The sequence below is a fragment of the Pseudomonas abietaniphila genome, assembly GCF_039697315.1.
GTDB classification, from domain to species: Bacteria; Pseudomonadota; Gammaproteobacteria; order Pseudomonadales; family Pseudomonadaceae; genus Aquipseudomonas; species Aquipseudomonas abietaniphila_B.
Window position 1 is genome coordinate 2,283,634 of sequence record NZ_CP155619.1, and the last position, 25,381, is coordinate 2,309,014.

General features: G+C 60.5%; 24 protein-coding genes. 14 read left to right on the forward strand and 10 right to left on the reverse strand.

Going from position 1 to position 25,381, the window contains the following annotated elements:
- Positions 1 to 357: 357 nt before the first annotated feature.
- A complete protein-coding gene (locus ABDX87_RS10165; RefSeq protein WP_346832742.1) occupies positions 358 to 786 on the forward strand; it encodes a DUF4124 domain-containing protein in 429 nt (142 codons plus the stop codon).
- 3 nt (positions 787 to 789) lie between these two features.
- Here the strand turns inward: ABDX87_RS10165 and ABDX87_RS10170 are convergent, their stop codons facing one another.
- From ABDX87_RS10170 to mrcB, 3 genes are read right to left on the reverse strand one after another with little or no spacing between them, the layout of a single operon-like run.
- Entirely contained in the window at positions 790 to 1,119 is a 330-nt protein-coding gene (locus ABDX87_RS10170; RefSeq protein ID WP_346832743.1) for a YqcC family protein, read from the reverse strand.
- On the reverse strand, positions 1,112 to 1,870 hold the full coding sequence (locus tag ABDX87_RS10175; RefSeq protein ID WP_346832744.1) for a tetratricopeptide repeat protein: 759 nt from the start codon (positions 1,868 to 1,870) through the stop codon (positions 1,112 to 1,114). Before ABDX87_RS10175 ends, ABDX87_RS10170 begins: the two co-directional genes overlap by 8 nt.
- A gap of 16 nt (positions 1,871 to 1,886) precedes the next feature.
- Positions 1,887 to 4,208, reverse strand: a complete 2,322-nt coding sequence (gene mrcB / locus ABDX87_RS10180) for a penicillin-binding protein 1B (protein ID WP_346832745.1) — start codon at positions 4,206 to 4,208, stop codon at positions 1,887 to 1,889.
- Positions 4,209 to 4,342: 134 nt separating this feature from the next.
- Here mrcB and ABDX87_RS10185 point away from each other — a divergent pair, with 134 nt between their 5' ends.
- The 3 genes from ABDX87_RS10185 (at position 4,343) to ABDX87_RS10195 (ending at position 6,875) form a co-directional block, all read left to right on the forward strand.
- Positions 4,343 to 5,878, forward strand: a complete 1,536-nt coding sequence (locus ABDX87_RS10185) for a bifunctional aminoglycoside phosphotransferase/ATP-binding protein (RefSeq protein WP_346832746.1) — start codon at positions 4,343 to 4,345, stop codon at positions 5,876 to 5,878.
- A 100-nt stretch (positions 5,879 to 5,978) separates the two neighbouring features.
- Positions 5,979 to 6,323 carry a pentapeptide repeat-containing protein gene (locus ABDX87_RS10190; protein WP_346832748.1) on the forward strand — a complete coding sequence of 115 codons (345 nt, stop codon included), beginning with the start codon at positions 5,979 to 5,981 and terminating at the stop codon, positions 6,321 to 6,323.
- Positions 6,324 to 6,572: 249 nt separating this feature from the next.
- Positions 6,573 to 6,875 carry a TfoX/Sxy family protein gene (locus ABDX87_RS10195; protein ID WP_346832749.1) on the forward strand — a complete coding sequence of 101 codons (303 nt, stop codon included), beginning with the start codon at positions 6,573 to 6,575 and terminating at the stop codon, positions 6,873 to 6,875.
- 178 nt (positions 6,876 to 7,053) lie between these two features.
- Here the strand turns inward: ABDX87_RS10195 and deoC are convergent, their stop codons facing one another.
- The 5 genes from deoC to ABDX87_RS10220 all read right to left on the reverse strand — a co-directional run bounded on the left by deoC (position 7,054) and on the right by ABDX87_RS10220 (position 11,594).
- Positions 7,054 to 7,815, reverse strand: coding sequence for a deoxyribose-phosphate aldolase (gene deoC, locus ABDX87_RS10200; RefSeq protein WP_346832750.1), 762 nt, complete (start codon positions 7,813 to 7,815; stop codon positions 7,054 to 7,056).
- A 146-nt stretch (positions 7,816 to 7,961) separates the two neighbouring features.
- Positions 7,962 to 8,834, reverse strand: coding sequence for a ChaN family lipoprotein (locus ABDX87_RS10205; protein ID WP_346833482.1), 873 nt, complete (start codon positions 8,832 to 8,834; stop codon positions 7,962 to 7,964).
- A 59-nt stretch (positions 8,835 to 8,893) separates the two neighbouring features.
- The gene (locus ABDX87_RS10210; protein WP_346832752.1) at positions 8,894 to 9,661 is read right to left on the reverse strand and encodes a heme ABC transporter ATP-binding protein; all 768 of its coding nucleotides are present in this window, start codon (positions 9,659 to 9,661) and stop codon (positions 8,894 to 8,896) included.
- Positions 9,661 to 10,644, reverse strand: coding sequence for a FecCD family ABC transporter permease (locus ABDX87_RS10215; protein ID WP_346833483.1), 984 nt, complete (start codon positions 10,642 to 10,644; stop codon positions 9,661 to 9,663). The genes ABDX87_RS10210 and ABDX87_RS10215 overlap by 1 nt, the downstream gene beginning before the upstream one ends.
- Positions 10,645 to 10,694: 50 nt before the next feature.
- Positions 10,695 to 11,594, reverse strand: a complete 900-nt coding sequence (locus ABDX87_RS10220) for a heme/hemin ABC transporter substrate-binding protein (RefSeq protein ID WP_346832753.1) — start codon at positions 11,592 to 11,594, stop codon at positions 10,695 to 10,697.
- A gap of 170 nt (positions 11,595 to 11,764) precedes the next feature.
- On the opposite strand from ABDX87_RS10220, the gene ABDX87_RS10225 reads away from it, so the two are divergent.
- Positions 11,765 to 12,094, forward strand: a complete 330-nt coding sequence (locus ABDX87_RS10225; protein ID WP_346833484.1) for a Rieske (2Fe-2S) protein — start codon at positions 11,765 to 11,767, stop codon at positions 12,092 to 12,094.
- Here ABDX87_RS10225 and sfsA read toward each other — a convergent pair.
- Both sfsA and ABDX87_RS10235 read right to left on the reverse strand, forming a co-directional pair.
- Entirely contained in the window at positions 12,072 to 12,815 is a 744-nt protein-coding gene (gene sfsA / locus ABDX87_RS10230) for a DNA/RNA nuclease SfsA (protein WP_346832754.1), read from the reverse strand. The genes ABDX87_RS10225 and sfsA overlap by 23 nt on opposite strands.
- Positions 12,815 to 13,987, reverse strand: a complete 1,173-nt coding sequence (locus ABDX87_RS10235; RefSeq protein WP_346832755.1) for a pyridoxal phosphate-dependent aminotransferase — start codon at positions 13,985 to 13,987, stop codon at positions 12,815 to 12,817. The genes sfsA and ABDX87_RS10235 overlap by 1 nt, the downstream gene beginning before the upstream one ends.
- 345 nt (positions 13,988 to 14,332) lie before the next feature.
- Between ABDX87_RS10235 and dksA the strand changes: the two genes are divergently transcribed.
- The 9 genes from dksA to panC all read left to right on the forward strand — a co-directional run bounded on the left by dksA (position 14,333) and on the right by panC (position 25,112).
- Entirely contained in the window at positions 14,333 to 14,779 is a 447-nt protein-coding gene (gene dksA / locus ABDX87_RS10240; protein WP_346832756.1) for an RNA polymerase-binding protein DksA, read from the forward strand.
- Between the two features lie 90 nt (positions 14,780 to 14,869).
- On the forward strand, positions 14,870 to 15,757 hold the full coding sequence (gluQRS, locus tag ABDX87_RS10245; protein WP_346832757.1) for a tRNA glutamyl-Q(34) synthetase GluQRS: 888 nt from the start codon (positions 14,870 to 14,872) through the stop codon (positions 15,755 to 15,757).
- 128 nt (positions 15,758 to 15,885) lie between these two features.
- Positions 15,886 to 16,062 (forward strand): hypothetical protein, encoded by a 177-nt coding sequence (locus tag ABDX87_RS10250; protein WP_002552060.1) that lies wholly within the window; start codon positions 15,886 to 15,888, stop codon positions 16,060 to 16,062.
- Positions 16,046 to 19,000, forward strand: coding sequence for a sensor histidine kinase (locus ABDX87_RS10255; protein ID WP_346832759.1), 2,955 nt, complete (start codon positions 16,046 to 16,048; stop codon positions 18,998 to 19,000). Before ABDX87_RS10250 ends, ABDX87_RS10255 begins: the two co-directional genes overlap by 17 nt.
- Positions 19,001 to 19,022: 22 nt before the next feature.
- Positions 19,023 to 20,462 carry a sigma-54-dependent transcriptional regulator gene (locus ABDX87_RS10260; protein ID WP_346832760.1) on the forward strand — a complete coding sequence of 480 codons (1,440 nt, stop codon included), beginning with the start codon at positions 19,023 to 19,025 and terminating at the stop codon, positions 20,460 to 20,462.
- A gap of 766 nt (positions 20,463 to 21,228) precedes the next feature.
- Entirely contained in the window at positions 21,229 to 22,623 is a 1,395-nt protein-coding gene (locus ABDX87_RS10265) for a polynucleotide adenylyltransferase PcnB (protein ID WP_346832761.1), read from the forward strand.
- A 5-nt stretch (positions 22,624 to 22,628) separates the two neighbouring features.
- Positions 22,629 to 23,102: a 2-amino-4-hydroxy-6-hydroxymethyldihydropteridine diphosphokinase gene (gene folK, locus ABDX87_RS10270; protein ID WP_346832762.1), complete on the forward strand. Its 474-nt coding sequence runs from the start codon at positions 22,629 to 22,631 to the stop codon at positions 23,100 to 23,102.
- Between the two features lie 361 nt (positions 23,103 to 23,463).
- Positions 23,464 to 24,264 (forward strand): 3-methyl-2-oxobutanoate hydroxymethyltransferase, encoded by an 801-nt coding sequence (gene panB / locus ABDX87_RS10275; RefSeq protein ID WP_346832763.1) that lies wholly within the window; start codon positions 23,464 to 23,466, stop codon positions 24,262 to 24,264.
- Positions 24,261 to 25,112 (forward strand): pantoate--beta-alanine ligase, encoded by an 852-nt coding sequence (panC, locus tag ABDX87_RS10280; protein WP_346832764.1) that lies wholly within the window; start codon positions 24,261 to 24,263, stop codon positions 25,110 to 25,112. The genes panB and panC overlap by 4 nt, the downstream gene beginning before the upstream one ends.
- Positions 25,113 to 25,381: the final 269 nt, after the last annotated feature.

Consider the following 25,381-nt stretch of genomic DNA (forward strand, 5'->3'; position numbering starts at 1 on the left):
TTAATAGGTTTACTGCAAAGCAGAGCATGAGCGACGGTGGTCGCCGACTACGTCAGCACTGACTGAGCAAGTATTGGGAGCGCCCCTAAGTGTTTCGGGGTCTTCCCACCCAGCGCGAGGTAACGCGTTGCGGGTGTTACAGGTCGGCGCGGGTGTGCGCCTCATGATCTACCGAGACGGTCTGCTTCTGGCAGTCCCTCTACAGCGAACTTTGGATTGTTCTGATTCGCCCCGCTCAAGTCAAGTCATCGATGCGCTTTCTTCACCCACGCTGATCGAAAAAGCACCGAATGAGGTCGCCATGGCGTGCTTGTGATAGGTTGCGTCAGCACCGCAAACGACGTTAAAGGAAGCAGTATGCGCTGGATGATTCTTGCCACCGCGCTGACGCTGGCAGTTGGGACTGCTACCGGTCAGGCGGCCCAGATCTATAAATGGGTCGATGCACAGGGGGTGACGCACTTCGACGCCCAGCCGCCTGCCGGACAGTCGGTTCAGGAAATCGACATACAAAAGCCGGTCGCGCCACCCACCGCTGCGCCGGCGACCCGCCCGGATGCCAATCAGGAACAGCAGGCCATCGACACTAAAGTGAAGAAGCAGGTCGCGGCCGACGCTGCCAAGCGCAAAGCGTATTGCGATCGCCAACGCACCAACCTTGCGCAGTTACAAAACAATCCGCGGGTGCGTGAAGAGGTCAACGGAGAATACAGACGCTTTACCGAAGAGGAGCGTCAGGCACGTATCGCCGAGGTCAAGAGGTCCATCGACGATACCTGCAACTGAGCGTCAAACCGACTCTGTGATCAGCCGATCGAACTGTGCCAGCAGTGCTTGCAGATTGCGGGTTTCCTGGACGCGGCTGGCGTAGACCATTTGCGCCATTTCCAGAATGCCCGATGCATTGGGCAATGCCAGATTCTGCTCAAGGATGATTTTCATCCGGGGCAGGAAGATCCATTGCAGCCACTGATCGAAGTCCAGCGTGTCGACGCAGAACGGCTCGCGGCTCGAGAGATCTTCGTCGCTGGGCGGGACCTCTTTCCACCAGCCCAGCGCGCGAAGTTCACGCTCGATCAACAGCAACTGATCGGCAATCTCCGGAAATCTTTTATCCATTGGCCTTCTGCCGTGCCAGCGCTGCACCGGCAGCGTCGCCCTGTTTCTCACGCGCTTGTGCAATCAGCCCCCACAGGCTCGCCTGCAAGCTGGCGCGGCCGTTGGCATAGGTCAGACCACGACGCGCCAGTTGCTCAGCCTGAGGCGCATCGCCCTGGGCCAGACGCACTTGCGCCAGTTTGTAGAGCACCTGAGGTTCGCGTGGCGCGACACGTTGAGCGCGTTCGAGGCTGGACGAAGCACCGTTGAGGTCGCCACTGCTCTGTTGTTGCTGCGCGGTGGTTAGCAGTGCCAGGACCGGACCGTCCAGTTGCTCGTCGGCTGACAGGCCGCCGCTGCTTGACGCCGACGGAATGCCGGTCGGCGCCGACGCAGGCATGTTGTAGGTGTTGCTGGTCGCGGCAGGTGGTGTGTAGCTGTTGTTGATCGGCGCCTGGTTGACCGGAGCGGTGTTGATCGGGGCAGTACTGATCGGCGCCGAGGTCGGCGGGACGAAGGTCGAGATCGGTGCGGCACTGGCGTTGGCGCCGCCCGGGACCATCACGGTGACACCCGAGTCTTCTTGAATCGATTGGGCCTGCGCCGGGCTCTGCACCGGCGCACGATAGGCGGTGTTACGGTTTGCCGAGACACGCTCGCTGTTGGACACGCGCGAGCCGGAGTCCACCACCGGAATGTTGCCGGGCGTCTGACTGGCGCAACCATTAAGCAAAGCCAGAGCCGTTAAAGCCGGAATCCACCACTTGTTCACTTCACATCCTCTTCGCTTAGTTCAACCAGCCTTTGACCCAGTCCATCACCGACTCGGCGGGCGCTGACGGCCCGCCACACGCTGGCCCGGGTTGCGGCTCACTGCCGCGAATATACGGCATCTGTACGGCGCCCGGGCAGCTGGCGTCGGTGCCTTGCCCGGTTGAAGCATTCACCCAGGCCTGAACCACGTTGTCCGGCATCGCCATGTCCAGCGGAAGCGGGTCGGCTTTCTTCATGAAGCTGGTCCAGACCTGCAACGCGCCCGTGGCGCCGGTAAACGGTGTCTTGCCGTTGTCGTCGCGGCCCATCCAGACCACTGCCAGCAAATCCTGACTGAAGCCTGCGAACCAGCTGTCACGAGAATCGTTCGTTGTCCCCGACTTGCCCGCCAGATTCAGCGTGCTTGGCAATACGTTGTACACCGACTTGCCGGTGCCTTCGCGCATCACGCGCTGCATGGCGTTCTGCAGCAGATAAATGGAGCCCGGGTCGAAACGCTGCTGAATCTGGAACGGATAACGCTTGAGCGGCTCGCCCTCAGCGGTCAGCACGCTCCGGATACCCCGCAGTGGCGTGTTGAAGCCGCCGCTGGCAATGGTCTGGTACATCGTCGCCACTTCAATCGGGCTCAAGGCGCCAGCCCCGAGCAGCATCGACGGGAACGTCGGCCAATCGCGGGTTACGCCCAGCTTGGTGAGGGTCTTGAAGACATTCGGCACGCCCAGATCGAGCCCCAGCTTGGCGCTGGACAAGTTGTAGGAGTGCGCCAGGCCCTGATACAGGAAGATGTTGCCGTGGGCCTTGTGATCGAAGTTCTGCGGCTTCCAGATCTGGCCATCCGCGCCCTTGACCTGGAACGGCTCGTCTGCGACCCAACTGGTGAGCGTGTATTGCTGAGGACGCTCCAGCGCGGTCAGGTAAATCGCCGGCTTTACCAGCGAGCCGATCGGACGCACGGCATCCAGCGCACGGTTGAATCCGGCAAATCCGGCCTGACGGCTGCCGATCAACGCCTGCACTTCGCCCGTTTCCGGATTGGTCACGACCATGGCCGTTTCCATTTCATCGGAACCCTTGCGACCCGCCATCTTCGCGAAACTCTCACGAACAGCGGCTTCCGACTTCATTTGCAGGATCGGGTCGAAGCTGGTGAAGATTCGCAGGCCTTCTTCGGTCAAGTCTTCGTCGCGATAGTCCTGACGCAGCTGACGTTTGACCAGGTCCAGGAAGTCCGGGAACGAGCTGTCGGCCAGCGAACCGGTCTTGGTCACGCCCAGCGGCATTTTCTTCGCTGCCGCCACGGCCTCAGGCGACGCAACACCTTGCTGCTCGAGCAGATCGAGCACCAGGTTACGGCGCTCCAGCGCCCGATCGGGATTGCGACGCGGGTTGTAGTAAGAAGGCCCCTTCACGAGACCGACCAACAGCGCCACCTGATGAAGCTTGAGCTCCGACAACGGCTGGCTGAAGAAATATTGACTCGCCAGCCCGAAACCGTGAACGGCGCGCTGGCCGTCCTGACCGACAAAGACTTCGTTGAGGTACGCCTCGAGGATTTCCTGCTTGCTGTAATGGATCTCCAACAGGATCGCCATCATGGCTTCGGTCAGTTTGCGTGTGATACTGCGCTCGTTGGTCAGGTAGAAGTTCTTGACCAGCTGCTGAGTCAGGGTAGAACCGCCCTGACGCATCTGTCCCGCCGAGGCGTTGACCCAGAAGGCCCGGGCAATCGACTTCGGCGACACGCCGAAGTGATGGTAAAAGTCTCGGTCTTCGACCGTGACCAGGGTATCGAGCAAATAAGGAGGTGCCTGATCGAGCTTGATCAGGATGCGGTCTTCGAGGTTTTTCGGGTAAAGACCGCCGATCATCAGCGGCTCAAGGCGTGCAACGGCGAGCTTGGAACCATTGGCGGCCGTCAGGTCGGCGACATAATCGCCCGAGAAGCGCACATGGATCTGCTGAGCGGGGTCCGCGCCTTCATAGAACTGAAAGCCGCGTGTATTCAGGTCGACGTTGTTGCCGTTCACCGCCGCCGCGCCCGGCCCGTTGGCAACGCTTTCACGCCGGTAGCCCAAGGCATCGAGCTCGATGAGGAAGTCATCACGGGACAGTTTCTGTCCGACGAACAGCTCCAATGGCCGCGCGTATACCTTGGCGGGAATCGTCCAGCGCTTGCCGGAGAATTTTTCCTGGACGATGGAGTCCAGGTACACCGCGAAGCAGGCAAGGATCACTATGCCCACGAGGCTGAGTTTCAAGGCCCAGCCCAACAGGCTGCGAAGGCGGCTGTTGGCGGGTTTGGGGGATTTTTTCGAAGTGCGGGATCGAGTCATGGCGGCGGATTATACGCACTTTCAAGATCATCGGCAGACCGCCCTCTCAGCGGTTTGCAGCAATGCACCAAGCGGCCATAATGGCCGCCTTTAGTCACCTTCTTTTTCGACTTATCACCTTTCAAGGATTGTCCGTGAGCCAGACACTGATAGCCGCTCTGCAAAACCCTGCCCTGTTCCCGCATCCGGTGGAGCAGTTTCAGGTCATTGAGACGCATATTTCCTGGGTGCTGCTCACAGGCCCCTTCGTCTACAAGATCAAGAAACCGATGAATTTCGGCTTCCTTGATTTCACCACCCTCTCCTCTCGCGAACACTTCTGCCAGCAGGAGCTCAAGCTGAATCAGCGCCTGACCGAGAATTTGTATCTGGAAGTGTTGCCGATCACCGGCAGCGCCGAAGCGCCTCAGTTGGGCGGCGACGGCGAGGCGATCGAATACGCGCTGAAAATGCGTCAGTTCCCACAGGACGGCCTGCTCAGCACCCTGCAAGCCAAAGGCGAACTGACCACTGCGCACATCGATGACATGGCGCGCCAGATTGCCGAGTTCCACGAAAAGGCGCCACGCGTACTGTCCGAAAACGAGCTGGGCTCGCCTGAAAGCGTGATGGCACCCGTCACCCAGAACTTCGAGCAGATTCTGCCGTTCCTCAGCGAAAAGGCCGATCTCATTCAGCTGGACGCCCTCGAAGCCTGGGCCAAGGCCAGCTACGAGCGCCTGAAGCCTCTGCTGAGTCAGCGCAAGGCCGAAGGCTTCATCCGCGAATGCCACGGCGATATCCACCTGGGCAACATCACGCTGATTGACGGCAAGGTCGTGATTTTCGACTGCATCGAATTCAACGAGCCGTTCCGTATGACCGACGTCTACGCCGACATCGGTTTCCTGGCAATGGACCTGGAGGACCGTGGCCTTAAGAGCCTGTCGCGCCGTCTGATCAGCCAATACCTGGAACATACCGGCGATTACGCGGGCCTGGAGTTGCTGAACTTCTATAAAGCCTACCGTGCGCTGGTTAGGGCCAAGGTGTCGCTGTTCAGCCTGTCGCCCGATGCTGACCACGTGCAACGCGCCACCACCCTGCGCCAGTACCGCAACTACGCCAACCTGGCGGAAAGCTACAGCGCCATCCCGTCCAATTTCCTGGCGATCACCCACGGCGTTTCCGCTGTCGGCAAGAGCCACGTGGCGATGCGTCTGGTGGAAGCGCTGGGCGCCATTCGTCTGCGTTCCGATGTCGAGCGCAAGCGCCTGTTTGGTGACAGCAAAGACCTGTATGCAGCCGAGGTCAGTACTGCCACGTACAAACACCTGAAAGAACTGGCTGCCGTGGTGTTGCACGCGGGGTTCCCGGTCGTGATCGACGCGACGTACCTCAAGCACGAGCAGCGTCTGGCAACGGCACATGTTGCGGAAGCGACCGGCGCACCGTTCCTGATTCTCGACTGCGCGGCGCCCAAGGCAGTCATCGAAGGCTGGCTCGCGCAGCGTCAGGCCCAGAACCAGGACCCGTCTGACGCCACCATGGAGGTCATCGAAGCCCAACTGGCGAATCGCGAGCCGCTGACCGCAGACGAAACCCTGCGCAGCCGTCACGTGGAAACCAATTTGAGCGGTGATCTGGACAAGCTCGTTAACGACATTCGTCAGTACCTGCCCGGTCTGTAATCAAAGAACGTTCACCAATCATCGAGTCGTGAAGGAAGTCCCTTCACGGCTCGTAGATAGTGGCATTATACTGGCGTCAGAATTCCAACAAGGTGACGCCATGAACCAGCCCAAGCAGCTCGACTCCCCGCTCTTTGCCTTACTGCGAAGAGATGACGTGAACGCCTTCAACCTTCAACGCCCGAAAAGCGGCCCGATCGATCTCTCCGGCGGTGACTTTCGCGGCCTCGACCTGCGTGAGCTGAATGCAGATGACATCGACTTCAGCGACGCTTATTTTCGGTCCGCCGATCTGCGCGGCGTCGATTTCCGGACGGCGTCCCTGGAAGGCGCAAGCATCGCCCACGCCCAGATCTCCGGAGCGTACTTCCCGCCAGAACTGAGCGCCGACGAGATTCTGATGTCGGTTAATTTCGGCACACGCCTGCGTTACCGCACACGCTAAGCCTGCACGGCTCTCGCTCCACGCGAGTGGCCGGTGTCCCCCGCCCTGCATGCTCGGACATGCCGGGCCTGCCCGTTTGTCGCCTTAACGACATCTTTCGCTACCGTCCGGCGCTTCGCTGGGGGTTTTACCGAGCGTTGGTCCTTCCCCCTCTAATGGCTATCTATACTCATTCCATGGCTTGAGCCCGCAGTTTGTCCAGGCCTGTAAGGTTCTTGAATACGGAGCAACACCTTGCACGGAGGCAACATGGAAGACGAACTGCAACAGATGAAGAATCTGGGCAAGACTTCGGCCCAGTGGCTGCACGCCGCCGGTATCCACAACGAAGCAGACCTGCGCCGACTGGGCGCCATACACGCTTATCGCGCTGTCAAAACCCGAGGTTTTCGCACCTCCAAGGTCTTGCTCTATGCCATCGAAGGCGCACTGCTCGACCAGCATTGGTGCGACCTGCCGCTTGAAGTGAAAGCGTCGCTGAACAAACAACTCACCGGACTCGACAAGGAAGCCGCGCGGCCTCACGCCATAGACGTTGAAAAAATAGTTTGAGATCGCCTGTTGACTTACAAATGAGAATCACTATGATTATCACATCCGGTCGCGAGACTGGCTGGTAACCTGAAAGGCTCCTTGGTTCGGACTCTCAGATTATCTCCTCATCAGGCTAATCACGGTTTTTGACCCGGCTTTTTGCCGGGTCTTTTTTTGCCCGCGATAAGCAGCTCACTCATGTCCCCATGCCCAGCTGCGTCAGCAAATCGTCCAGCAGGCTCGATCCGCCCAATCGCATTCGGTGCGCCTCCAGCCAGTAAGGCCCAAACCGGGCTTGCGCCATCTCGAGGTAGGTCCGCGCCTCACTGACCGTGCGCACATTTCCAGACGCCTTGAATCCGACCTGCGCGCCCAGTTCGGCAATCGCCTCGATCAGGATCCGCGCTGCCTGCGGTGTTGCGCTGACGATCTGTTTACCGGTGCTGGTCTTGAGAAAGGCGACACCCTCGCGAATTGCCATCCGGCACACATCGTGGATGATCTGCGGATCGCGCAACACACCGGTTTCAAGGGTGACCGTCAGCGTCACGCGCCGTCCGCAGCGCGCTTTGCAGGCCGCGATCATTTCGGCACCAACCTGTTTGTCGCCCCCCAAATGCGCGTGGAACGGGTAGACCAAATCTATTTCATCGACCCCCGCGAGCACAGCGGCCTGTGTCTCCGACGCCACGGCGGCAACGGAGCCGCCGCCATTGGGGAAGTTCACTGCGGCCACCACCTTGATCTCTCTGGCCTGGGCGTTGTCGAGCGTGCGCCGGGCCAGTCCTGCGAACCTGGGTAACACACAGACTGCCGCGACGTTTCCTACCGGTGTCTTGGCTTTCTCGCACAAGGCCACAATGCGCTCTGCCGTGTCATCAGCGTTCAGCGACGTCAACTCCAGCAACGCTACCGCCGTTTGTGCCCATGCTTCGTCGCTCTCGTTCATCCTGTTCATGCCGCTTGCCTCACCCTTCGCTTAAGAGGGTGCGACGATAATCCAGCGAGGGTGCGCGTGAACGACCACGCAGGCGGTCGAGAGCTCACCTACGCGACTATCAGAAACGTCTTAAGGATATTGCCTGCAACAAATCACTCTGGTTGTCAGGTAGGCGGGCGCATCTGCGCGCAATAGTCCTGATCGGGTAACGCAGCGGTGTACCAGACGTAATCTGCGCTGCCCGGCTCGACCTCGCTGCCGACCTGCGCCAACAACAGCACGACGGGACGATCCGGACTGTTGAGGTCCGCCATGTGCAACGGAACACCCAGATCCTTGCGAACGTGATAGCTGCCCGCAAACAACAAGGCAGGCGCCGGCGCCTCCATGACACGGTGCGCCATGCGCCGGTCTCGTTGCTGTTGAACGGCGAGCATTGCAGGAAGGGCATCCTCGGGCAGCATGCCGCAGTGAGATTGGCGGACCTGATCCAACAACTGCGTGCGCACAGTATCGCGGGTTGATTGAGCACCGCTCAGCGCGGGACGCTGGTGGTAAATCGCTCCGATCTCTTCTTTGCTCAGGTTGGCGGACAGCACCGGGTACGGCTGGGCCAATGCAAACCGCATCACCGGTCCGTAAAGCGCCCAGTCCCAGCCTTTTTCCCACCCTAGCGAGACGGGCAAGTCGGCAGGGTAGCGGCCGTTCCGTATACCGCGCTGTACTTCATCGACCCGTCCCTGCTGATCCGGCGTCAGCATTTCCAGCAACAGGCTGCCTTGTGGACGCTGATCGCTGAGCGCCTGCAATAACCACAACTGTAAGGCGTGGTGATCGGGGTTGTCATGCTGCTCGCCCACGAGCACACGCGGCGCCCCGGCCAGATGAGAGATCAGCTGTTGCGGCGTCAACGCCTGTCCGGTGCCGAGATCACGAATCATGCCCAGATCCCTATGCTCACGCCCCTCGGGGCTTTGCCAGGAAGGTAGGGGTGGCAACGTCGGCGGCGACTGGCAGGCGCTCGCCAATGACAACATCAGAAACAGCAGGTAACGACGCACGCGACCTCCTTGTTCAACAAACCTTCCAGAACGGTTTACCGCGCAATGATCAACGGATGCCCCCGTTCGGGGTGACGCTGAACCAGCACTTCCAGGCCAAACACGGCCTTGAGCGCCTCCGGGACCAGCACCGTGTCTGGCGTACCCAGTGCATAGGGGCGGCCCGACTCCAGCAACAACAGCCGGTCGCAGTAACGCGCCGCCAGATTGAGATCATGCAGAATGACCATCACCGCCCCGCCCCGGTGGGCAAAATCACGCACGGCCTGCAACGTGGTGTGTTGGTGCAGCGGGTCCAGCATCGAGGTCGGCTCGTCCAGCAACAACGTTTGCCCGCCCTCGCCCGGCCACAACTGAGCCAACACCCTGGCCAGGTGAACCCGCTGACGCTCGCCACCCGACAATGTGAGGTAGCTGCGATCGTGCAAATGCAGTGCATCGGCGGCTTCCAGTGCAGCCTGAACGATCTCGGCATCACGCTGCTGGCCGCTGTCATGAGGCAAACGCCCCATCGCGACCACTTCCTGCACCTTGAACGCGAAGCTCAACGTCGAACTTTGCGGAAGAACCGCCAGCCGGCGTGCCCTCTGCGGGCCTGTCCAGTGCGTCAGCAACTGCTCATCCAGCCAAAGCTGGCCCTGCGTCGTTTTCAACTCACCACACAATGCGCCTAGCAGGGTGCTCTTGCCAGCACCGTTCGGCCCGAGCACGCCCAGCATTTCGCCGGGGTTGACGGTCAGATCGATGTTTTCCAGCACGCATTTGCCGTCGCGATGAACGCTGACCCCTTCTGCCTTCATCATCAGGTGCGCCCTCGGACCAGCAGAAACAGGAAAAACGGCGCCCCTATAAAGGCGGTAACGATGCCGATCGGCAGTTCGGCCGGCGCCAGCACCAAGCGCGCAAACACGTCGGCAAACAACAACAGGCTCGCCCCGGCCAGTGCGGAAGCGGGCAACACGACCCGGTGATCAGGGCCTGCCGCCAACCGGATCAGGTGTGGCACGATCAACCCGACAAAGCCAATCAGCCCCGCAGCCGCCACCGCTGCACCGACGCCCAGCGCGATACACAGAATCAGCTCGCGCTTGAGTCGCTCCACTTCGATGCCCAGATGCCGGGCTTCGGACTCCCCGAGCAGCAGCGCATTCAGCGCACTGGCACGACGCGGGAGCCAGACAATCACCGCCGCACAGACCAGCAGCAGAGGCCAGAGCCTGGCGTAGCTGGCGCCGTTCAACGTGCCGAGGTTCCAGAACGTCAACGTACGCAGCGCCGCGTCGTCAGCCAGGTACGTGAACAGGCCGATGATCGAACCTGCCAGCGCCGTCATCGCCACACCCGCCAGCAGCATGATGCCCACGCTGGTCTGTCCATCGCGACGCCCGAGGCGATAAACGATGCCGGTCACGGTCAGGCCGCCCGCGAATGCACAGATCGATAACACATAAGGCTCAAGCGCAGGCGGCACCCCGCCCAAAGAAGCACCTGCCACGATGGCAATAGCTGCACCCAGCGCTGCACCGCTGGACACCCCGACCAGGCCGGGGTCAGCCAGCGGGTTGCGGAAAAGACCCTGCATCGCCACGCCGGACAATGCCAGCACTGCACCCACCGCCAACCCGAGCAGCGTACGGGGCATACGAATCTGGCCAAGAATCAGCTCGGCCTGCTGAAGGTTATCCCCTGACATCGGAACACCGAGCAGGCGCAGACCGGCGCGTAGCGTGTCGAGCAACGGCAGGCTCACCGGCCCCAATGCCAGCGACAGCCACACAGCCAGCACGCAAGCGAGGCTGAGCAGGGTGAACAACGTTCGCGGTTGCACAATCGCTCTCATTGAGCCGGCGACACCTTGGCGTTGAGCGGCGTATCCGCAGGATAGAAGGCTTTGGACAGGGTTTTCATCGTCTCCGGAAGACGCGGTCCCAGACCGCCGACCAGCAGCGTCGGGTCCACTTCGATCAGGCGGTGATTGCGTGCAGCCTGCGTCGAGGCCAGCAAAGGGTTTTCCCTGAGCAAGGCGTCTCGGGAAGAAGCCCCGTTCTGCGCCCGGTCGGTGAACACCAGCACGTCAGGATTCAAGCCGGTCATGGCCTCGGCGGAGAAAATCTTGTAGCCGGTATGAGTCGCCAGATTCCGGCCACCGGCCTGTTTTATCAGCCAGTCACCCACGGTCCCGACTCCGGCCACCATCGGGGCTGCCCCGGCATGGCTGACCAACAGGATGACGCCAGGTGCCGGTTGATGCTGTTGTGCCTGCGCAACCCAGGCGTGCTGAGCGTCCAGTTGCTTGGCGTATTGCTCGATGAGCTCGCGTGCCCGGCGTTCATCGCCCAGCAACGCGCCGAGCTTCTGCAAGTTGCCCTGCAACGCCGACATGTCCGCCCCGGCGGACAACACCTCCACGTTCACGCCTGCCGATCGCAGTTGTTCAAGGACAGGTGGCGGGCCCATTTCTTCAGTGCCCACGAGAATGTTCGGACGCAGGCTCAGGATGCCTTCAGACGACAACTGCCGCTGATAACCGACGCTGGGCAGCGACTTGATCGATTCGGGGTGCTGGCTGGTGGTGTCGATGCCGACCAGGTGAGATTCCCCACCCAACGCCACGACCCATTCCGTCAGCGCCCCGCCCGCACTGACCCAACGCTGCGGAGGTTGTGATTGCGCCGACGCCAGATGAGTGATTACAAGCCCGGCCAGAATCGCAGTCAGTTTGCTCAGGGAACGCATAGGGGGAGAGTCCTTAATAGAGAAGAACGCGCCTGTCACCCCTCAAGGATCAGGCCTGGCGTCACGCCGGATCGACGCGTCAATTGCAGAGCTGTCAGACTAGACGCTCATGACAACCGGGCAATTTGATAATTATTTGCATTTACGCGTCAAGCGCGAAGGAGACTCCGCTGAACTACCTGTGCAACGGGAACGAACTGCCCGAAGGAACAAGCCGTGGCTTCGATATCGATGGACTGCAGGTGCTGGCCGTACGCCGTGCCGGGCAGGTCCACGTCTACCAGAATCGATGCCCGCACCGTGGTGTGCCGCTGGAATGGCATCCGGACCAGTTCCTCGACAGCAGCGCCAGCCTGATCCAGTGCGCGACCCATGGCGCTTTGTTTCTGATCGAGAGTGGCGAATGCATCGCGGGGCCCTGCGAAGGCAAAACCCTGAACGTGATCGCGTGCGGCGAAGACGCGCAGGGCATCTGGATCAGCCCGCCAGCACGGGATTGAGTACATCCGTTTCCGTCAGATGAACCTCCAGACGACGGTCCACGCGCACTTCATTCGGCGTCAGTTGCACGCCATAAGCGAGGACTTGCACCCCGGCGGACACGGCCTCACGCAGCGCTTCGGCATAGGCAGCATCGATTTCTTCGGCGGGACGTACGCCCTCGATCCCGGTCAGATTGACGCAATAGAGCAGCACGGCGCGCACGCCTTCGCGCGCCAGAGCCGCCAGCTCACGCAAATGCTTCGCGCCGCGCTGGGTCACCGCGTCGGGAAACGCTGCCACGGCCGTATCGTCAAACCCCAACGTGACGCTTTTCACCTCCAGGTAGAGCGAACCCTCGGGGTAATCCAGACGGAAGTCCACCCGACTGTTCTCCTGCCCGTACGCCACTTCCCGCTTGAGCGCGGTAAAGCCGTTAAGCTCGGTGATGACGCCCGCCAACAGCGCCTCTTCCACCAGTTTGTTGGCGCGGCCGGTGTTCACGCAGGCAAAGCGCCCCTGAGGGGTCTCGCTGATCTCCCATGTGCCCGGCAACTTGCGCTTGGGGTCATTGGAGCGACTGAACCAGACGCGCCCGCCGGGCATCATGCAGTTGAACATTGAGCCGGTGTTGGGGCAGTGAATGGTCAGGCGTTCGCCGCTGGGGGTTTTGATATCGGCCAGGAAGCGTTTGTAACGCTGGATCAGGCGACCTTCTTCGAGTTCGGGAGAGAAACGCATCAGGCCTTCCAGCTCCGCAGTCCACGCTCGATCCGCTCTACAGCTTCCTGGAGTCGCGGCAGGCTCTGCGTATAGGCAAAACGCACATGATGGCCAGCCTGATAACGCCCGAAATCCAGGCCCGGCGTGAATGCGATGTGTTCGGTTTCCAGAAAATGCCGACAGAATGCGAAGGCATCGCCGCCGAAAGCGCTGATGTCTGCATAAAGATAGAAGGCGCCTTCGGGCTCGACGGCGATGTTGAAACCCAGCTCGCGCAGGGCTGGGAGCAGGAAATCCCTTCGCTTGCCGAATTCAGTGCGACGCTCTTCGAGAATGGCCAGTGTCTGCGGCTCGAAACACGCCAGTGCGGCACTTTGCGCCATGCTCGGTGCGCTGATGTAAAGGTTCTGCGCCAGCTTTTCCAGATCGCCGACCGCGTCTTGTGGCGCCACCAGCCACCCCAGGCGCCACCCGGTCATGCCGAAATACTTTGAAAAACTATTCAAAACAAACGCGTCATTGTCCACTTCCAGCACGCTGGCGGCATCGGTGCCATAGGTCAGGCCGTGATAAATCTCGTCCACCACCAGATGCCCGTTGCGCGCCTTGAGGGATGCGGACAGCGCGGCAAGCTCGTCACGGTGCAGCAACGTGCCCGTCGGGTTGGCGGGCGAGGCGACCAACGCACCGACGCTGTCCTGATTCCAGTGCTGCGCGACCAGATCCGGCGTCAACTGGTAACGAACCTCCGGCCCGACCGGCACCAGTTGCGCGGCGCCTTCCACCAGACGCAGAAAGTGACGATTACACGGATAACCCGGATCGGCCAGCAACCAGTGTTTACCGGGATCGACCAGCAGACTCGCCGCCAGCAGCAAGGCGCCCGAGCCACCCGGCGTGATCAGGATGCGGCCCGGATCCACGTTGACGCCGTAACGCTGGCCATAGAAGCCGGAAATGGCCTCGCGCAGCTCAGGCAAGCCCCGCGCGGCGGTGTAGCGGGTTTTGCCGGCCGCCAATGCAGCCTGCCCGGCCTTGATGATGGGTTCGGCCGTGGTGAAATCCGGCTCGCCGATCTCCAGGTGGATGACATCGTGCCCCGCCGCCTGCAATTCGTTGGCACGCGCCAGCAGCGCCATCACATGAAAGGGTTCGATGGCGCGACTGCGCGCACTGTAGGGCTGGGGCATTGGCCTTCCTTTATTGACTCGTGGCGGAAACAATTCACTGATTCTACCCAACCGCCTGCCCTGCTACAGGATTTATCCGGCGCCGTTTTGTGCCGACGATCCACAAATGAAGATGTTGTGGCGACAGGGGGCTAGACTGATGGCACTGCAAAATAATATAAAACCGGGCGCTTTGGCTGTGGTCATAGTTCATGGGCGCGTTGTAGAGCCATGCTCGACAACCGGGAGTAGCGCGCTCCGATTCGATCTGGTAAGTTCGCCCGCTTGCAGCCGCAGGGCCGGCAGGTGTCGGCGATGGATCATTACCCTGCGCAATGGCTTAGAAGAGTGAGAGGCGGTCCGTTCATGCCCACCGAAGAAAAGCAAAAGAGCAATTCAACAACGATCAGCGGTTTCACTCCCTACGTTGAAACGAAGGGTGAGGAATACATGGGCAAGCCCATGCGCGATCACTTCATCAAGATCCTGAACAAGTGGAAGCAGGATCTGATGCAGGAAGTCGACCGCACGGTTGATCACATGAAGGACGAAGCGGCCAACTTCCCTGACCCTGCTGACCGTGCGAGTCAGGAAGAAGAATTCGCTCTGGAACTGCGTGCTCGTGACCGTGAGCGCAAGTTGATCAAAAAGATCGACAAGACGCTGCAACTGATCGAAGACGAAGAGTACGGCTGGTGCGAATCCTGCGGCATCGAGATCGGCTTGCGCCGCCTGGAAGCCCGCCCGACTGCCGACCTGTGCATCGACTGCAAGACGCTGGCTGAAATCAAGGAAAAGCAGATCGGTAAATGATCATGCTTTTCAAATAAACAAAGGACGCTTCGGCGTCCTTTGTTGTTTTCGGCATTGTCCCCAAACCGATTTCCAGTACCATCACTGCCCATGAAATCCCCTTCTTATATAGGGCGCTTCGCGCCAACGCCCAGCGGCTACCTGCACTTTGGCTCTCTGGTTGCCGCACTGGCGTCCTATCTGGATGCGCGCGCGGTCGGGGGGAAGTGGCTGATGCGCATGGAAGACCTCGATCCGCCCCGTGAAGAACCCGGCGCGCAGACCGCGATCCTCAAGACGCTGGAAACCTACGGGTTTGAGTGGGACGGCGAGCTGGTCCGGCAAAGTGACCGCCACGAGGCCTATCAAGACATCATCAATCGCTGGTTCAGCTACGGACTGGCCTACGCCTGCACCTGTTCGCGCAAGCAACTCGAAGATTTCCAGGGGATTTACCCCGGCTTCTGTCGTAACGCAGGGCATTCGCCTGACAACGCGGCGATCCGTATCCGCGTGCCAGAGCTGGAATATCGTTTTGAAGACCGCGTGCAGGGTAAGTTTCGTCAGCACCTGGGCCGTGACGTCGGCGATTTCGTGATCAAGCGTCGTGACGGCTTTTACGCCTATCAACTGGCCGTGGTGCTGGACGATGGCTGGCAGGGCGTGACCGACATCGTGCGCGGCGCCGACCTGCTGGACTCCACACCGCGCCAGCTTTACCTCCAGGAATTGCTGGGGCTGCCGCAACCGCGCTATCTGCACGTCCCGCTGATCACCCAGCCTGACGGCCATAAACTGGGCAAGTCCTATCGCTCCCCGCCGTTACCGGCCGATCAGGCCACACCGCTACTGATGCGTGCGTTACGCGCACTGGGACAGCCGGTATCGGGCGAATTGTCCTTCGCGACGCCGCGTGAGGTGCTCGACTGGGGCATCGCCCACTGGAATGCCGATTTGATTCCACCGGTCGCCCATATCGAAGAAGCTCGAATAGACTGATCTAGAGCGGTTGCTCCAGACTGCACCACAAAGCTGGCCGAAACGTCGCTTGCAGCCTGATAGCCATCCGTTACCATGCCGCTCCGTCACAGGCTGTCGTGCCGGCGTCACTCAATCTGGGAGGCCAAATGTACATCTATCGATTGGTCCTGCTCCTGGTGGTAGGCATCTACCTCTTCTCCCCCGCCATCATGGATTGGTGGATCGACGCGACGGGCGCCTGGTACCGGCCCTACATGCTGTGGCTGATCCTGATCGTGGTGACCTTCATTTTGCAGAGCCAACGAGATGCCGATGAGCTTTAGCCTGACCCAGATGATCCTGGTCAGCACCGCCTACCTGCTGGTGCTGTTCAGCGTTGCCTGGATCAGCGAACGCGGCCTGATCCCGCGCTGGATCATTCGCCACCCGCTGACCTACACCCTGTCGCTGGGCGTGTATGCCAGCGCATGGGCGTTCTACGGTACCGTGGGCCTGGCGTACGAATACGGTTATGGCTTCCTGTCCAGTTACCTGGGCGTATCAGGCGCCTTTCTGCTCGCGCCGGTGCTGCTTTATCCGATTCTCAAGATCACCCGTACCTACCAGCTCTCGTCCCTGGCGGACTTGTTCGCCTTCCGCTTCCGCAGCACATGGGCGGGCGCACTGACGACGATTTTCATGCTGATCGGTGTGTTGCCGCTGCTGGCCCTGCAAATCCAGGCCGTTGCGGACTCCATGGCGATCCTGACCCGTGAGCCCGTGCGCAACTACGTGGCCTTTGCGTTTTGCGTGCTGATCACCCTGTTCACCATCTTCTTCGGCTCGCGACACATCGCCACCCGGGAAAAACACGAAGGCCTGGTGTTCGCCATCGCCTTCGAATCGGTGATCAAGCTGGTGGCCATCGGCGGCATCGGCCTCTACGCGCTGTACGGCGTATTCGACGGCCCGGCGAGCCTTGAGCAATGGCTCCTGCAAAACCAGAGCGCGCTGGCCGCACTGCACACGCCCCTGCAGGAAGGCCCTTGGCGAACGCTGCTGCTGGTGTTCTTCGCCTCGGCCATCGTGATGCCGCACATGTATCACATGACCTTTACCGAAAACCTCAATCCCCGTGCGTTGGTCAGCGCAAGTTGGGGGCTGCCCCTGTTTCTGCTGTTGATGAGTCTGGCCGTACCGCTGGTGCTATGGGCCGGGTTGAAACTGGGCGCGACCACCAGCCCGGAATACTTCACCCTCGGCATCGGCATTGCCGCCAATAACAAGCTGTTGGCGCTGCTGGGCTACGTCGGAGGGCTGTCGGCGGCGAGCGGCCTGATCATCGTGACTACGCTGGCCTTGTCGGGCATGGCGCTTAACCACTTGGTGCTACCGCTCTATCAGCCACCGGCCGAAGGCAATATCTATCGCTGGCTGAAGTGGACCCGCCGTGGGCTGATCGTCGCGATCATCATGGCCGGTTACGGGTTCTACCTGCTGCTCGGTGCCAAGCAGGATCTGGCCAACCTGGGCATCGTCGCCTTCGTCGCCACCTTGCAGTTCCTGCCCGGCGTGCTCTCGGTTCTGTACTGGCCCGCAGCGAACCGCCGCGGCTTCATGGCAGGTCTGATCGCGGGAATCGCGGTGTGGATGGTCAGCATGCTGTTCCCGCTGATTGGCAACTTCCAGGGCTTCTATATTCCGCTGTTGAACATGATCTACGTGCTGGATGACACCAGTTGGCACATGGCGGCGATTGCCTCGCTGGCCGCCAACGTCCTGGTGTTCACCCTGATTTCCCTGTTCAGCAACCCCAGCCCTGAAGAGGCCAGCGCCGCCGAGGCCTGCGCCGTGGATAACGTTCGCCGCCCTCAGCGTCGGGAGTTGCATGCCGTGTCCCCGCAGGAGTTCGCGACTCAACTGGCCAAACCGCTCGGCGCCAAAGCCGCGCAAAAGGAAGTCGAACAGGCGCTGCGCGATCTCTACCTGCCATTCGACGAGCGTCGCCCTTACGCGCTGCGCCGCCTGCGCGACCGTATCGAAGCCAACCTGTCCGGCCTGATGGGCCCCAGCGTCGCACAGGACATGGTCGAAACCTTTCTGCCGTACAAATCAGGCGGCGAGAACTACGTCACCGAAGACATTCACTTCATCGAAAGCCGGCTCGAGGATTACCACTCGCGCCTTACCGGCCTGGCCGCGGAGCTCGACGCCCTGCGCCGTTACCACCGCCAGACCCTGCAAGAGTTGCCGATGGGCGTCTGCTCGCTGGCCAAGGATCAAGAGATCCTCATGTGGAACAAGGCCATGGAGGAGCTCACCGGGATTGGCGCGCAGCGTGTCGTCGGCTCGCGCCTTGAAACCATCGCCGACCCGTGGCGACAGTTGCTGCTGGGCTTCATCAACGTGCCGGACGAGCACTTGCACAAGCAACGCCTGGCGCTGGACGGCCAGACCCGCTGGCTGAACCTGCACAAAGCCGCCATTGACGAACCACTGGCGCCCGGCAACAGTGGCTTGGTGATTCTGGTTGAAGACCTGACCGACACCCAGATGCTCGAAGACAAACTGGTCCACTCCGAGCGCCTGGCAAGCATTGGTCGCCTGGCGGCTGGCGTCGCCCATGAGATTGGCAACCCGATCACCGGCATCGCCTGCCTGGCACAGAACCTGCGCGAAGAGCGCGAAGACGATGGCGAACTCACCGAAATCAGCAGCCAGATCATCGAACAGACCAAGCGTGTCTCGCGCATCGTGCAGTCGCTGATGAGCTTCGCCCACGCCGGCGGCCATCAGCACTCGGACGAAGCCGTTTGTCTGGCCGAAGTGGCACAGGATGCCATCGGTCTGCTCGCGCTGAATCGCCGCAATTTCGAAGTGCAATTCTATAACCTGTGCAACCCGAGCCACTGGGTCGATGGCGACCCGCAGCGCCTGGCTCAGGTGCTGATCAACCTGCTTTCCAACGCCCGTGACGCCTCACCTGCGGGCAGCGCGGTGCGGGTGAAAAGCGAAGCCTCCGAACATACGGTCGATTTGATCGTCGAAGATGAAGGCACTGGAATTCCGAAAGCAATCATGGACCGCTTGTTCGAACCGTTCTTCACCACCAAGGATCCGGGGGAAGGGACAGGACTGGGGCTCGCACTGGTCTATTCCATCGTTGAAGAGCATTATGGACAAATCACCATCGACAGCCCGGCTGACCCCGAGCAACAACGCGGAACCCGTATTCGGGTGACATTACCGCGACATGTCGAAGCGACGTCCGCTGTGAACTGAGACCGTCGAGAGAATCGAATCAATGCCGCACATTTTGATCGTCGAAGACGAAACCATTATCCGCTCTGCCTTGCGTCGCCTGCTGGAACGTAATCAGTACCAAGTCAGTGAAGCCGGATCCGTGCAGGAAGCTCAGGAACGTTTCAGCATCCCCTCATTTGATCTGATCGTCAGCGACCTGCGCCTGCCTGGCGCACCGGGCACCGAGCTGATCAAGCTTGGTCAGGGCAAACCGGTGCTGATCATGACCAGCTACGCCAGCCTGCGCTCGGCCGTGGACTCGATGAAAATGGGCGCGGTGGATTACATCGCCAAGCCCTTCGACCACGACGAAATGCTGCAGGCCGTCTCGCGTATTCTGCGTGACCGGCAAACGGTGCAAAGCCTTCAGGCCGAGCGCGTGGCCAGTGGCAAAGCGTCCGCTTCGGACAAGCCGGGCGCCGACAACAGCAACGGCGAAATCGGCATCATTGGCTCGTGCCCGCCGATGCAGGACCTGTACAGCAAGATCCGCAAAGTCGCACCGACCGATTCCAACGTGCTGGTTCAGGGTGAGTCCGGGACCGGCAAGGAACTGGTGGCTCGCGCCCTGCACAACCTGTCGCGCCGCGCCAAGGCCCCGATGATTTCGGTGAACTGCGCGGCCATTCCGGAAACCCTGATCGAATCCGAACTGTTCGGCCACGAGAAAGGCGCGTTCACCGGTGCCAGCGCCGGACGCGCCGGTCTGGTGGAAGCGGCTGACGGCGGAACGCTGTTCCTCGACGAAATCGGCGAACTGCCACTTGAGGCGCAGGCACGTTTGCTGCGCGTGCTACAGGAAGGCGAAATTCGTCGTGTCGGCTCGGTGCAATCGCAGAAGGTCGACGTACGCCTCATCGCTGCGACCCACCGGGACCTCAAGAGCCTGGCCAAGGTCGGGCAATTCCGTGAAGACCTTTATTACCGTCTGCACGTCATCGCCCTGAAACTACCGGCACTGCGTGAACGTGGCGCCGACGTGAACGAAATCGCCAACGCGTTTCTGGCACGTCAAAGTGCCAAGGCCGGACGCAACGACCTGCGATTTGGCCCTGACGCCGAGCAGGCGATTCGTCACTACGCCTGGCCGGGTAACGTGCGAGAGCTCGAAAACGCGGTCGAGCGCGCTGTGATCCTGTGCGAAAGCCCGGAAATTTCGGCGGATCTGCTGGGCATCGACATCGAGCTGAGCGACCTGGACGTCGAAGAGTTCATCGGTCTGGCACCACAGACCGGTAATTCCGCCAGCTCCACGGCTCATGAGCCCACCGAAGACCTGTCACTGGAAGACTATTTCCAGCACTTCGTGCTTGAGCATCAAGATCACATGACCGAGACCGAGCTGGCACGCAAACTGGGCGTGAGCCGTAAGTGTCTGTGGGAACGCCGTCAGCGCCTGGGCATCCCTCGTCGCAAGACGGGCGTGGCCAGCGAAACCTGAGGAAACACCCCGCGCAGGGCTCTGGCACGCAGTGTTCTGGCCTTGTGAAAAAACTGTTACCTCAGTCAGCGAGACGTAACAAAAGCCGGGGCATACGGTAACGTAACCCCGGTTTTTTCTGGCCTTCGAAAAATAGCGTCATTTTGCCACACCCCCGTGTTTAAAGGGCTGCAGCGTTTTACACAATAGTTGGCACGCGTCCTGCTATATACATTCGTACAAGAACAACAAAAATCAGTCACCCGCAAAAACAACACAATAAAAACAAGACGTATCGACTCACGCATAACAAAAACAACACGGCGGAGGCGTAGCTAACTGATTCTTTTGGAGAGGCGTTGCATTTGGGACTTGTCCCGCAACCAGGCCGAGAACAACAAAAAACTACCCTAAGGTAGAGCCTGAACTGGTTGGATCGATTGATTACTGCAGCACAGCGACCAAAGCAATCCGTTTGCTCTTGACTCCCGATTGGGAGGTTTCACAGGCGAAAGCCGTGAATTGGGCGCTCAACAAAAATAAAAAGCCCAACAGACAATAAAAATAAGAGCACGCACTTTGGGGGAGCTTCGGCTCCCCCAGTAGCTTCCGGAATAAACGTCCGTCGCAAATCCCGATGCGAAAAAGCTTAAAGCCCCGCTCGGCCTGCCCCAAGACTGCCTTCGCGCAGCGTCCTACACCATCCCTCGACTAAATGCTAGAATCCCCGCCCATCATGCGGTCATTCTTCGTAATTGGCCGAATATTCCTTCAAACAGTGCATCCCATGCTGAAGAAGCTGTTCCAGTCATTCCGTTCTCCTCTGCGCAAACCGCAGCAACACGTGCGTACAACGCCTGAAGTGCTCAGCAGCAGCCAGCATTCGTTGCAGCGCAATCAATTCAGCCGCTACGCGGTGAGCATCGTCGAACGCCTGCAAAATGCCGGCTACCAGGCCTATCTGGTCGGCGGCTGCGTACGCGACATGATGTTGGGCATCACGCCGAAAGACTTCGACGTCGCCACCAGCGCCACGCCTGAGCAGGTCCGTGCCGAATTCCGTAACGCCCGCATCATCGGTCGTCGCTTCAAACTGGTTCACATCCATTTCGGTCGTGAAATCATCGAAGTGGCGACCTTCCGCGCCAACCACCCTCAGGACGACGAAGACGAAGACAGCAACCAGTCCTCGCGTAACGAAAGCGGGCGGATTCTGCGCGACAACGTCTACGGCACGCTGGAAGAAGACGCACAACGTCGCGACTTCACCATCAACGCCCTGTATTACGACCCGGTCACCGAACGCGTACTCGATTTCGCCAACGGCGTACACGACATCCGCAATCGTCTCATCCGGCTGATTGGCGATCCTCAGCAGCGCTATAAAGAAGACCCGGTGCGAATGCTGCGCGCTGTGCGTTTCGCCGCCAAGCTTGATTTCGGTATCGAGAAGCACAGTGCGACGCCGATTCGACCGCTGGCGCCGATGCTGCGTGATATTCCAGCGGCGCGCCTGTTCGAAGAAGTGCTCAAGCTGTTCCTCAATGGCTATGCCGAGCCAACGTTCGAGATGCTGGTTGACTTGGAACTGTTCGAACCTCTGTTCCCGGCGAGCTCCAAGGCGCTGGAGTACACCCCGACCTACACGCACACACTGATCAGCGAGGCCCTGGCCAACACCGACCTGCGCGTGAAGCAGAACAAGCCGGTCACGCCGGCGTTCCTGTTCGCCGCACTGCTGTGGCCTGCGCTGCCGGCGCGGGTGTTGCGTTTGCAGGAGCGTGGCATGCCGCCGATCCCGGCCATGCAGGAAGCCGCGCACGAGTTGATCACCGAGCAGTGCCAGCGCATCGCGATCCCGAAACGCTTCACCATGCCGATCCGCGAAATCTGGGACATGCAGGAACGCCTGCCACGTCGTTCAGGCAAGCGCGCCGATCTGCTGCTGGACAACCCGCGCTTCCGCGCCGGTTACGATTTCCTGCTGCTGCGTGAAACCGCCGGCGAAGAAACCGATGGCCTGGGTGAATGGTGGACGGAGTATCAGGACGCTAACGAATCGGGTCGTCGCGACATGATCCGTGACCTGGGCAGCAAGTCCGAAACCGGCCAGGGCCCGCGCAAGCGTCGTCGCAGCGGTGGCGGCAAGCGCAAGCGCGCTGGCGCGGACGCATCGGAATAACGAACATGGAACGTGTCTACATCGGCATGGGCAGCAATCTGGCCGCCCCCGCCGAACAATTGCGCGAAGCGCTCAAAGCGCTGGGGCAACTGCCACATACCCGACTGTCTGCCGTTTCTTCTTTTTACGTCAGCGACTCGTTGCTGCCCGGCCAGCCGCGTTACACCAATGCGGTCGCCGCGCTGGACACGGCGCTTGAGCCGTTGGCGTTGCTGGATGCGCTTCAAGCCATCGAAAACAGCCAAGGCCGTGAACGCCTGGAGCGTTGGGGACCTCGCACGCTGGATCTGGACATCGTGCTGTTTGGCGATCACCTGATCGATGAACCCCGCTTGAAAGTGCCGCATTACCACCTGCAGGCGCGGGCCTTCGTGCTCTATCCGTTGGCTGAGCTGGCGCCGGGAATCACCCTGGCCGATGGCCGCTCGCTGGATGACTTGCTCGCCGCATGCCCGTTCGAGGGGCTTGAGCGCCTCTAGCTGCAGCCCGCAGGGCGTAGCAGCTGGCCTTCTCACACTCGGCGTGTATAGCTTTTGCTACCGCTGCGCGCTAGATCGCGGGACAAGCCACGCTCCTACAGGTCGGCATTACGTTCAGCATGACTCTGACATAGGCCTAGCAGCCGTTACCCTCCGGTAACATCCCGATCAAACCGGTAACACCCGGAATTGACTTCCCGCCCCCTCCTCACGAAGATAAGCGTCCCGAAGCCGGACTACCGGTCTATAGGCGCCAAACAGGTCTTTGCAAACATCGCGAAACGACGATGTGCCTGCGTTTGCAGAATGAATCACGCGTTGCTCGCCGTCGTGTTCACAGCGCCTGAATGAGGACTTTTTCATGCCAGATATCACCGTTACGTCACTGCTGGGCCTGAAGCAGAAAGGTGAAAAAATCACCATGCTCACCTGCTACGACGCAACTTTCGCCCACACCGCCAGCCAGGCCGGCGTTGAAGTGTTGCTGGTCGGCGATTCGCTGGGGATGGTCCTGCAGGGGCACGACAGCACGCTGCCGGTCACCACGGCCGACATGGCTTATCACGTTGCCAGCGTCAAACGCGGCAATCAGGGCGCATTGATCCTCGCCGACCTGCCATTCATGTCCTGCGCCACCCTCGAACAGACCTTCGCCAACAGCGCGATGCTGATGCAGGCTGGCGCGCACATGGTCAAGGTCGAGGGCGCGGCATGGCTTGGGGAGTCCATTCGACTGCTGGCTGAGCGTGGTATCCCGGTGTGCGCACACATGGGGCTGACCCCTCAGGCGGTGAACGTGCTCGGCGGTTACAAGGTGCAGGGTCGTCAGGAAGCTCAGGCACGTCAGATGCGCGCCGACGCCATCACCCTGGAGCAGGCCGGTGCAGCCATGATTCTGCTGGAATGCGTGCCGAGCGAACTGGCGCAGGAAATCAGTCACGCCGTGAAGATTCCAGTGATCGGCATTGGCGCCGGCAGCGCCACCGACGGCCAGGTCCTGGTGCTGCATGACATGCTCGGCCTGTCGATCAGCGGCCGCGTGCCCAAGTTCGTGAAGAACTTCATGACCGGCCAGCCTGATATCCAGTCGGCCATCGCTGCGTATGTCAGCGCCGTCAAAGACGTCAGCTTTCCCGCTCCAGAACACGGATTCTCGGCATGAACACAGTAAAAACGGTGCGCGAACTGCGCGCCGCCGTCGCACGCGCCCGCAGCGAAGGCAAACGTATCGCGCTGGTACCCACCATGGGCAATTTGCACAGCGGCCACACCGCTTTAGTCACCAAGGCCGCTCAACGCGCCGATTTCGTGGTGGCAAGCATCTTCGTCAACCCGCTGCAGTTCGGCCCCACCGAAGACCTGGCCACCTACCCGCGCACGCTGGCAGCCGATCAGGAAAAACTTCTGCAAGCCGGTTGCCACCTGCTGTTCACGCCGACCGTTGAAGAGATGTACCCGCACGGCATGGCCGATCAGACCATCGTTCGCGTGCCCGTCGTGTCGGAAGGATTGTGCGGGGGCAGCCGTCCGGGTCACTTCGACGGTGTGTCCACCGTGGTCAGCAAGCTGTTCAACATGGTTCAGCCTGATATCGCGATTTTCGGCCAGAAAGACTTTCAGCAACTGGCCGTGGTCAGCGCGCTGGTGCGTGACCTGAACATGCCGATCCAGATCATCGGCGAGCCTACCGTTCGTGCCGCTGACGGCCTGGCGCTGTCGTCGCGCAACGGTTACCTGACCGAGGCCGAACGCGCCACGGCACCTGCGCTGTATCGCGTGATCAAGCACATCGGTGACGCCCTCCACAACGGCGAACAGAACCACGCGCAGCTGCTGGACGACGGCAAGAAAGCACTTGAAGCCGCAGGCTTTCGCCCCGACTACCTTGAGATTCGTCAGGCCGTGACCCTGCTTCCCGCCACCCCTGACGACCATGACCTGGTGGTGCTGGGCGCAGCGTTCCTGGGCAAGACCCGTTTGATCGACAATTTGCACCTGACCAAGGCGTGACAGGCCGCACAATGCAGTTATTCGCAACTATGCTCACTAGCCCGAGCACGCGCGTGCGCTAAAAGGGTTCGGGCAATGAACTTAGCCACACGAGCAATGCCATACCGGTACAGGTCGCCTGAGACAGGCGACACTACCTTGTGAGAAAAAGTACCGAGCAAAGGTAAAGCAAGGCGCAGACATCGGCGCGTCCGCAGGTTAGGCTTCGGCGAACGCATGCATTCGATCCCGCCCTGGCTTTTCAGTGTCCAAAGGCAGTTCAAGTACAA

Bases quoted from the DNA above. Each gene is read 5' to 3' on its own strand.
- ABDX87_RS10260 (WP_346832760.1), top strand. From the start codon at position 19,023: ATGCCGCACATTTTGATCGTCGAAGACGAAACCATTATCCGCTCTGCC.
- ABDX87_RS10210 (WP_346832752.1), bottom strand. From the start codon at position 9,661: ATGATGAAGGCAGAAGGGGTCAGCGTTCATCGCGACGGCAAATGCGTG.
- ABDX87_RS10165 (WP_346832742.1), top strand. From the start codon at position 358: ATGCGCTGGATGATTCTTGCCACCGCGCTGACGCTGGCAGTTGGGACT.
- ABDX87_RS10195 (WP_346832749.1), top strand. From the start codon at position 6,573: ATGGAAGACGAACTGCAACAGATGAAGAATCTGGGCAAGACTTCGGCC.
- panC (WP_346832764.1), top strand. From the start codon at position 24,261: ATGAACACAGTAAAAACGGTGCGCGAACTGCGCGCCGCCGTCGCACGC.
- deoC (WP_346832750.1), bottom strand. From the start codon at position 7,815: ATGAACAGGATGAACGAGAGCGACGAAGCATGGGCACAAACGGCGGTA.
- gluQRS (WP_346832757.1), top strand. From the start codon at position 14,870: ATGAAATCCCCTTCTTATATAGGGCGCTTCGCGCCAACGCCCAGCGGC.
- mrcB (WP_346832745.1), bottom strand. From the start codon at position 4,208: ATGACTCGATCCCGCACTTCGAAAAAATCCCCCAAACCCGCCAACAGC.
- dksA (WP_346832756.1), top strand. From the start codon at position 14,333: ATGCCCACCGAAGAAAAGCAAAAGAGCAATTCAACAACGATCAGCGGT.
- panB (WP_346832763.1), top strand. From the start codon at position 23,464: ATGCCAGATATCACCGTTACGTCACTGCTGGGCCTGAAGCAGAAAGGT.
- ABDX87_RS10170 (WP_346832743.1), bottom strand. From the start codon at position 1,119: ATGGATAAAAGATTTCCGGAGATTGCCGATCAGTTGCTGTTGATCGAG.
- ABDX87_RS10205 (WP_346833482.1), bottom strand. From the start codon at position 8,834: ATGTTGTCATTGGCGAGCGCCTGCCAGTCGCCGCCGACGTTGCCACCC.
- folK (WP_346832762.1), top strand. From the start codon at position 22,629: ATGGAACGTGTCTACATCGGCATGGGCAGCAATCTGGCCGCCCCCGCC.
- sfsA (WP_346832754.1), bottom strand. From the start codon at position 12,815: ATGCGTTTCTCTCCCGAACTCGAAGAAGGTCGCCTGATCCAGCGTTAC.
- ABDX87_RS10255 (WP_346832759.1), top strand. From the start codon at position 16,046: ATGCCGATGAGCTTTAGCCTGACCCAGATGATCCTGGTCAGCACCGCC.
- ABDX87_RS10250 (WP_002552060.1), top strand. From the start codon at position 15,886: ATGTACATCTATCGATTGGTCCTGCTCCTGGTGGTAGGCATCTACCTC.
- ABDX87_RS10235 (WP_346832755.1), bottom strand. From the start codon at position 13,987: ATGCCCCAGCCCTACAGTGCGCGCAGTCGCGCCATCGAACCCTTTCAT.
- ABDX87_RS10220 (WP_346832753.1), bottom strand. From the start codon at position 11,594: ATGCGTTCCCTGAGCAAACTGACTGCGATTCTGGCCGGGCTTGTAATC.
- ABDX87_RS10190 (WP_346832748.1), top strand. From the start codon at position 5,979: ATGAACCAGCCCAAGCAGCTCGACTCCCCGCTCTTTGCCTTACTGCGA.
- ABDX87_RS10265 (WP_346832761.1), top strand. From the start codon at position 21,229: ATGCTGAAGAAGCTGTTCCAGTCATTCCGTTCTCCTCTGCGCAAACCG.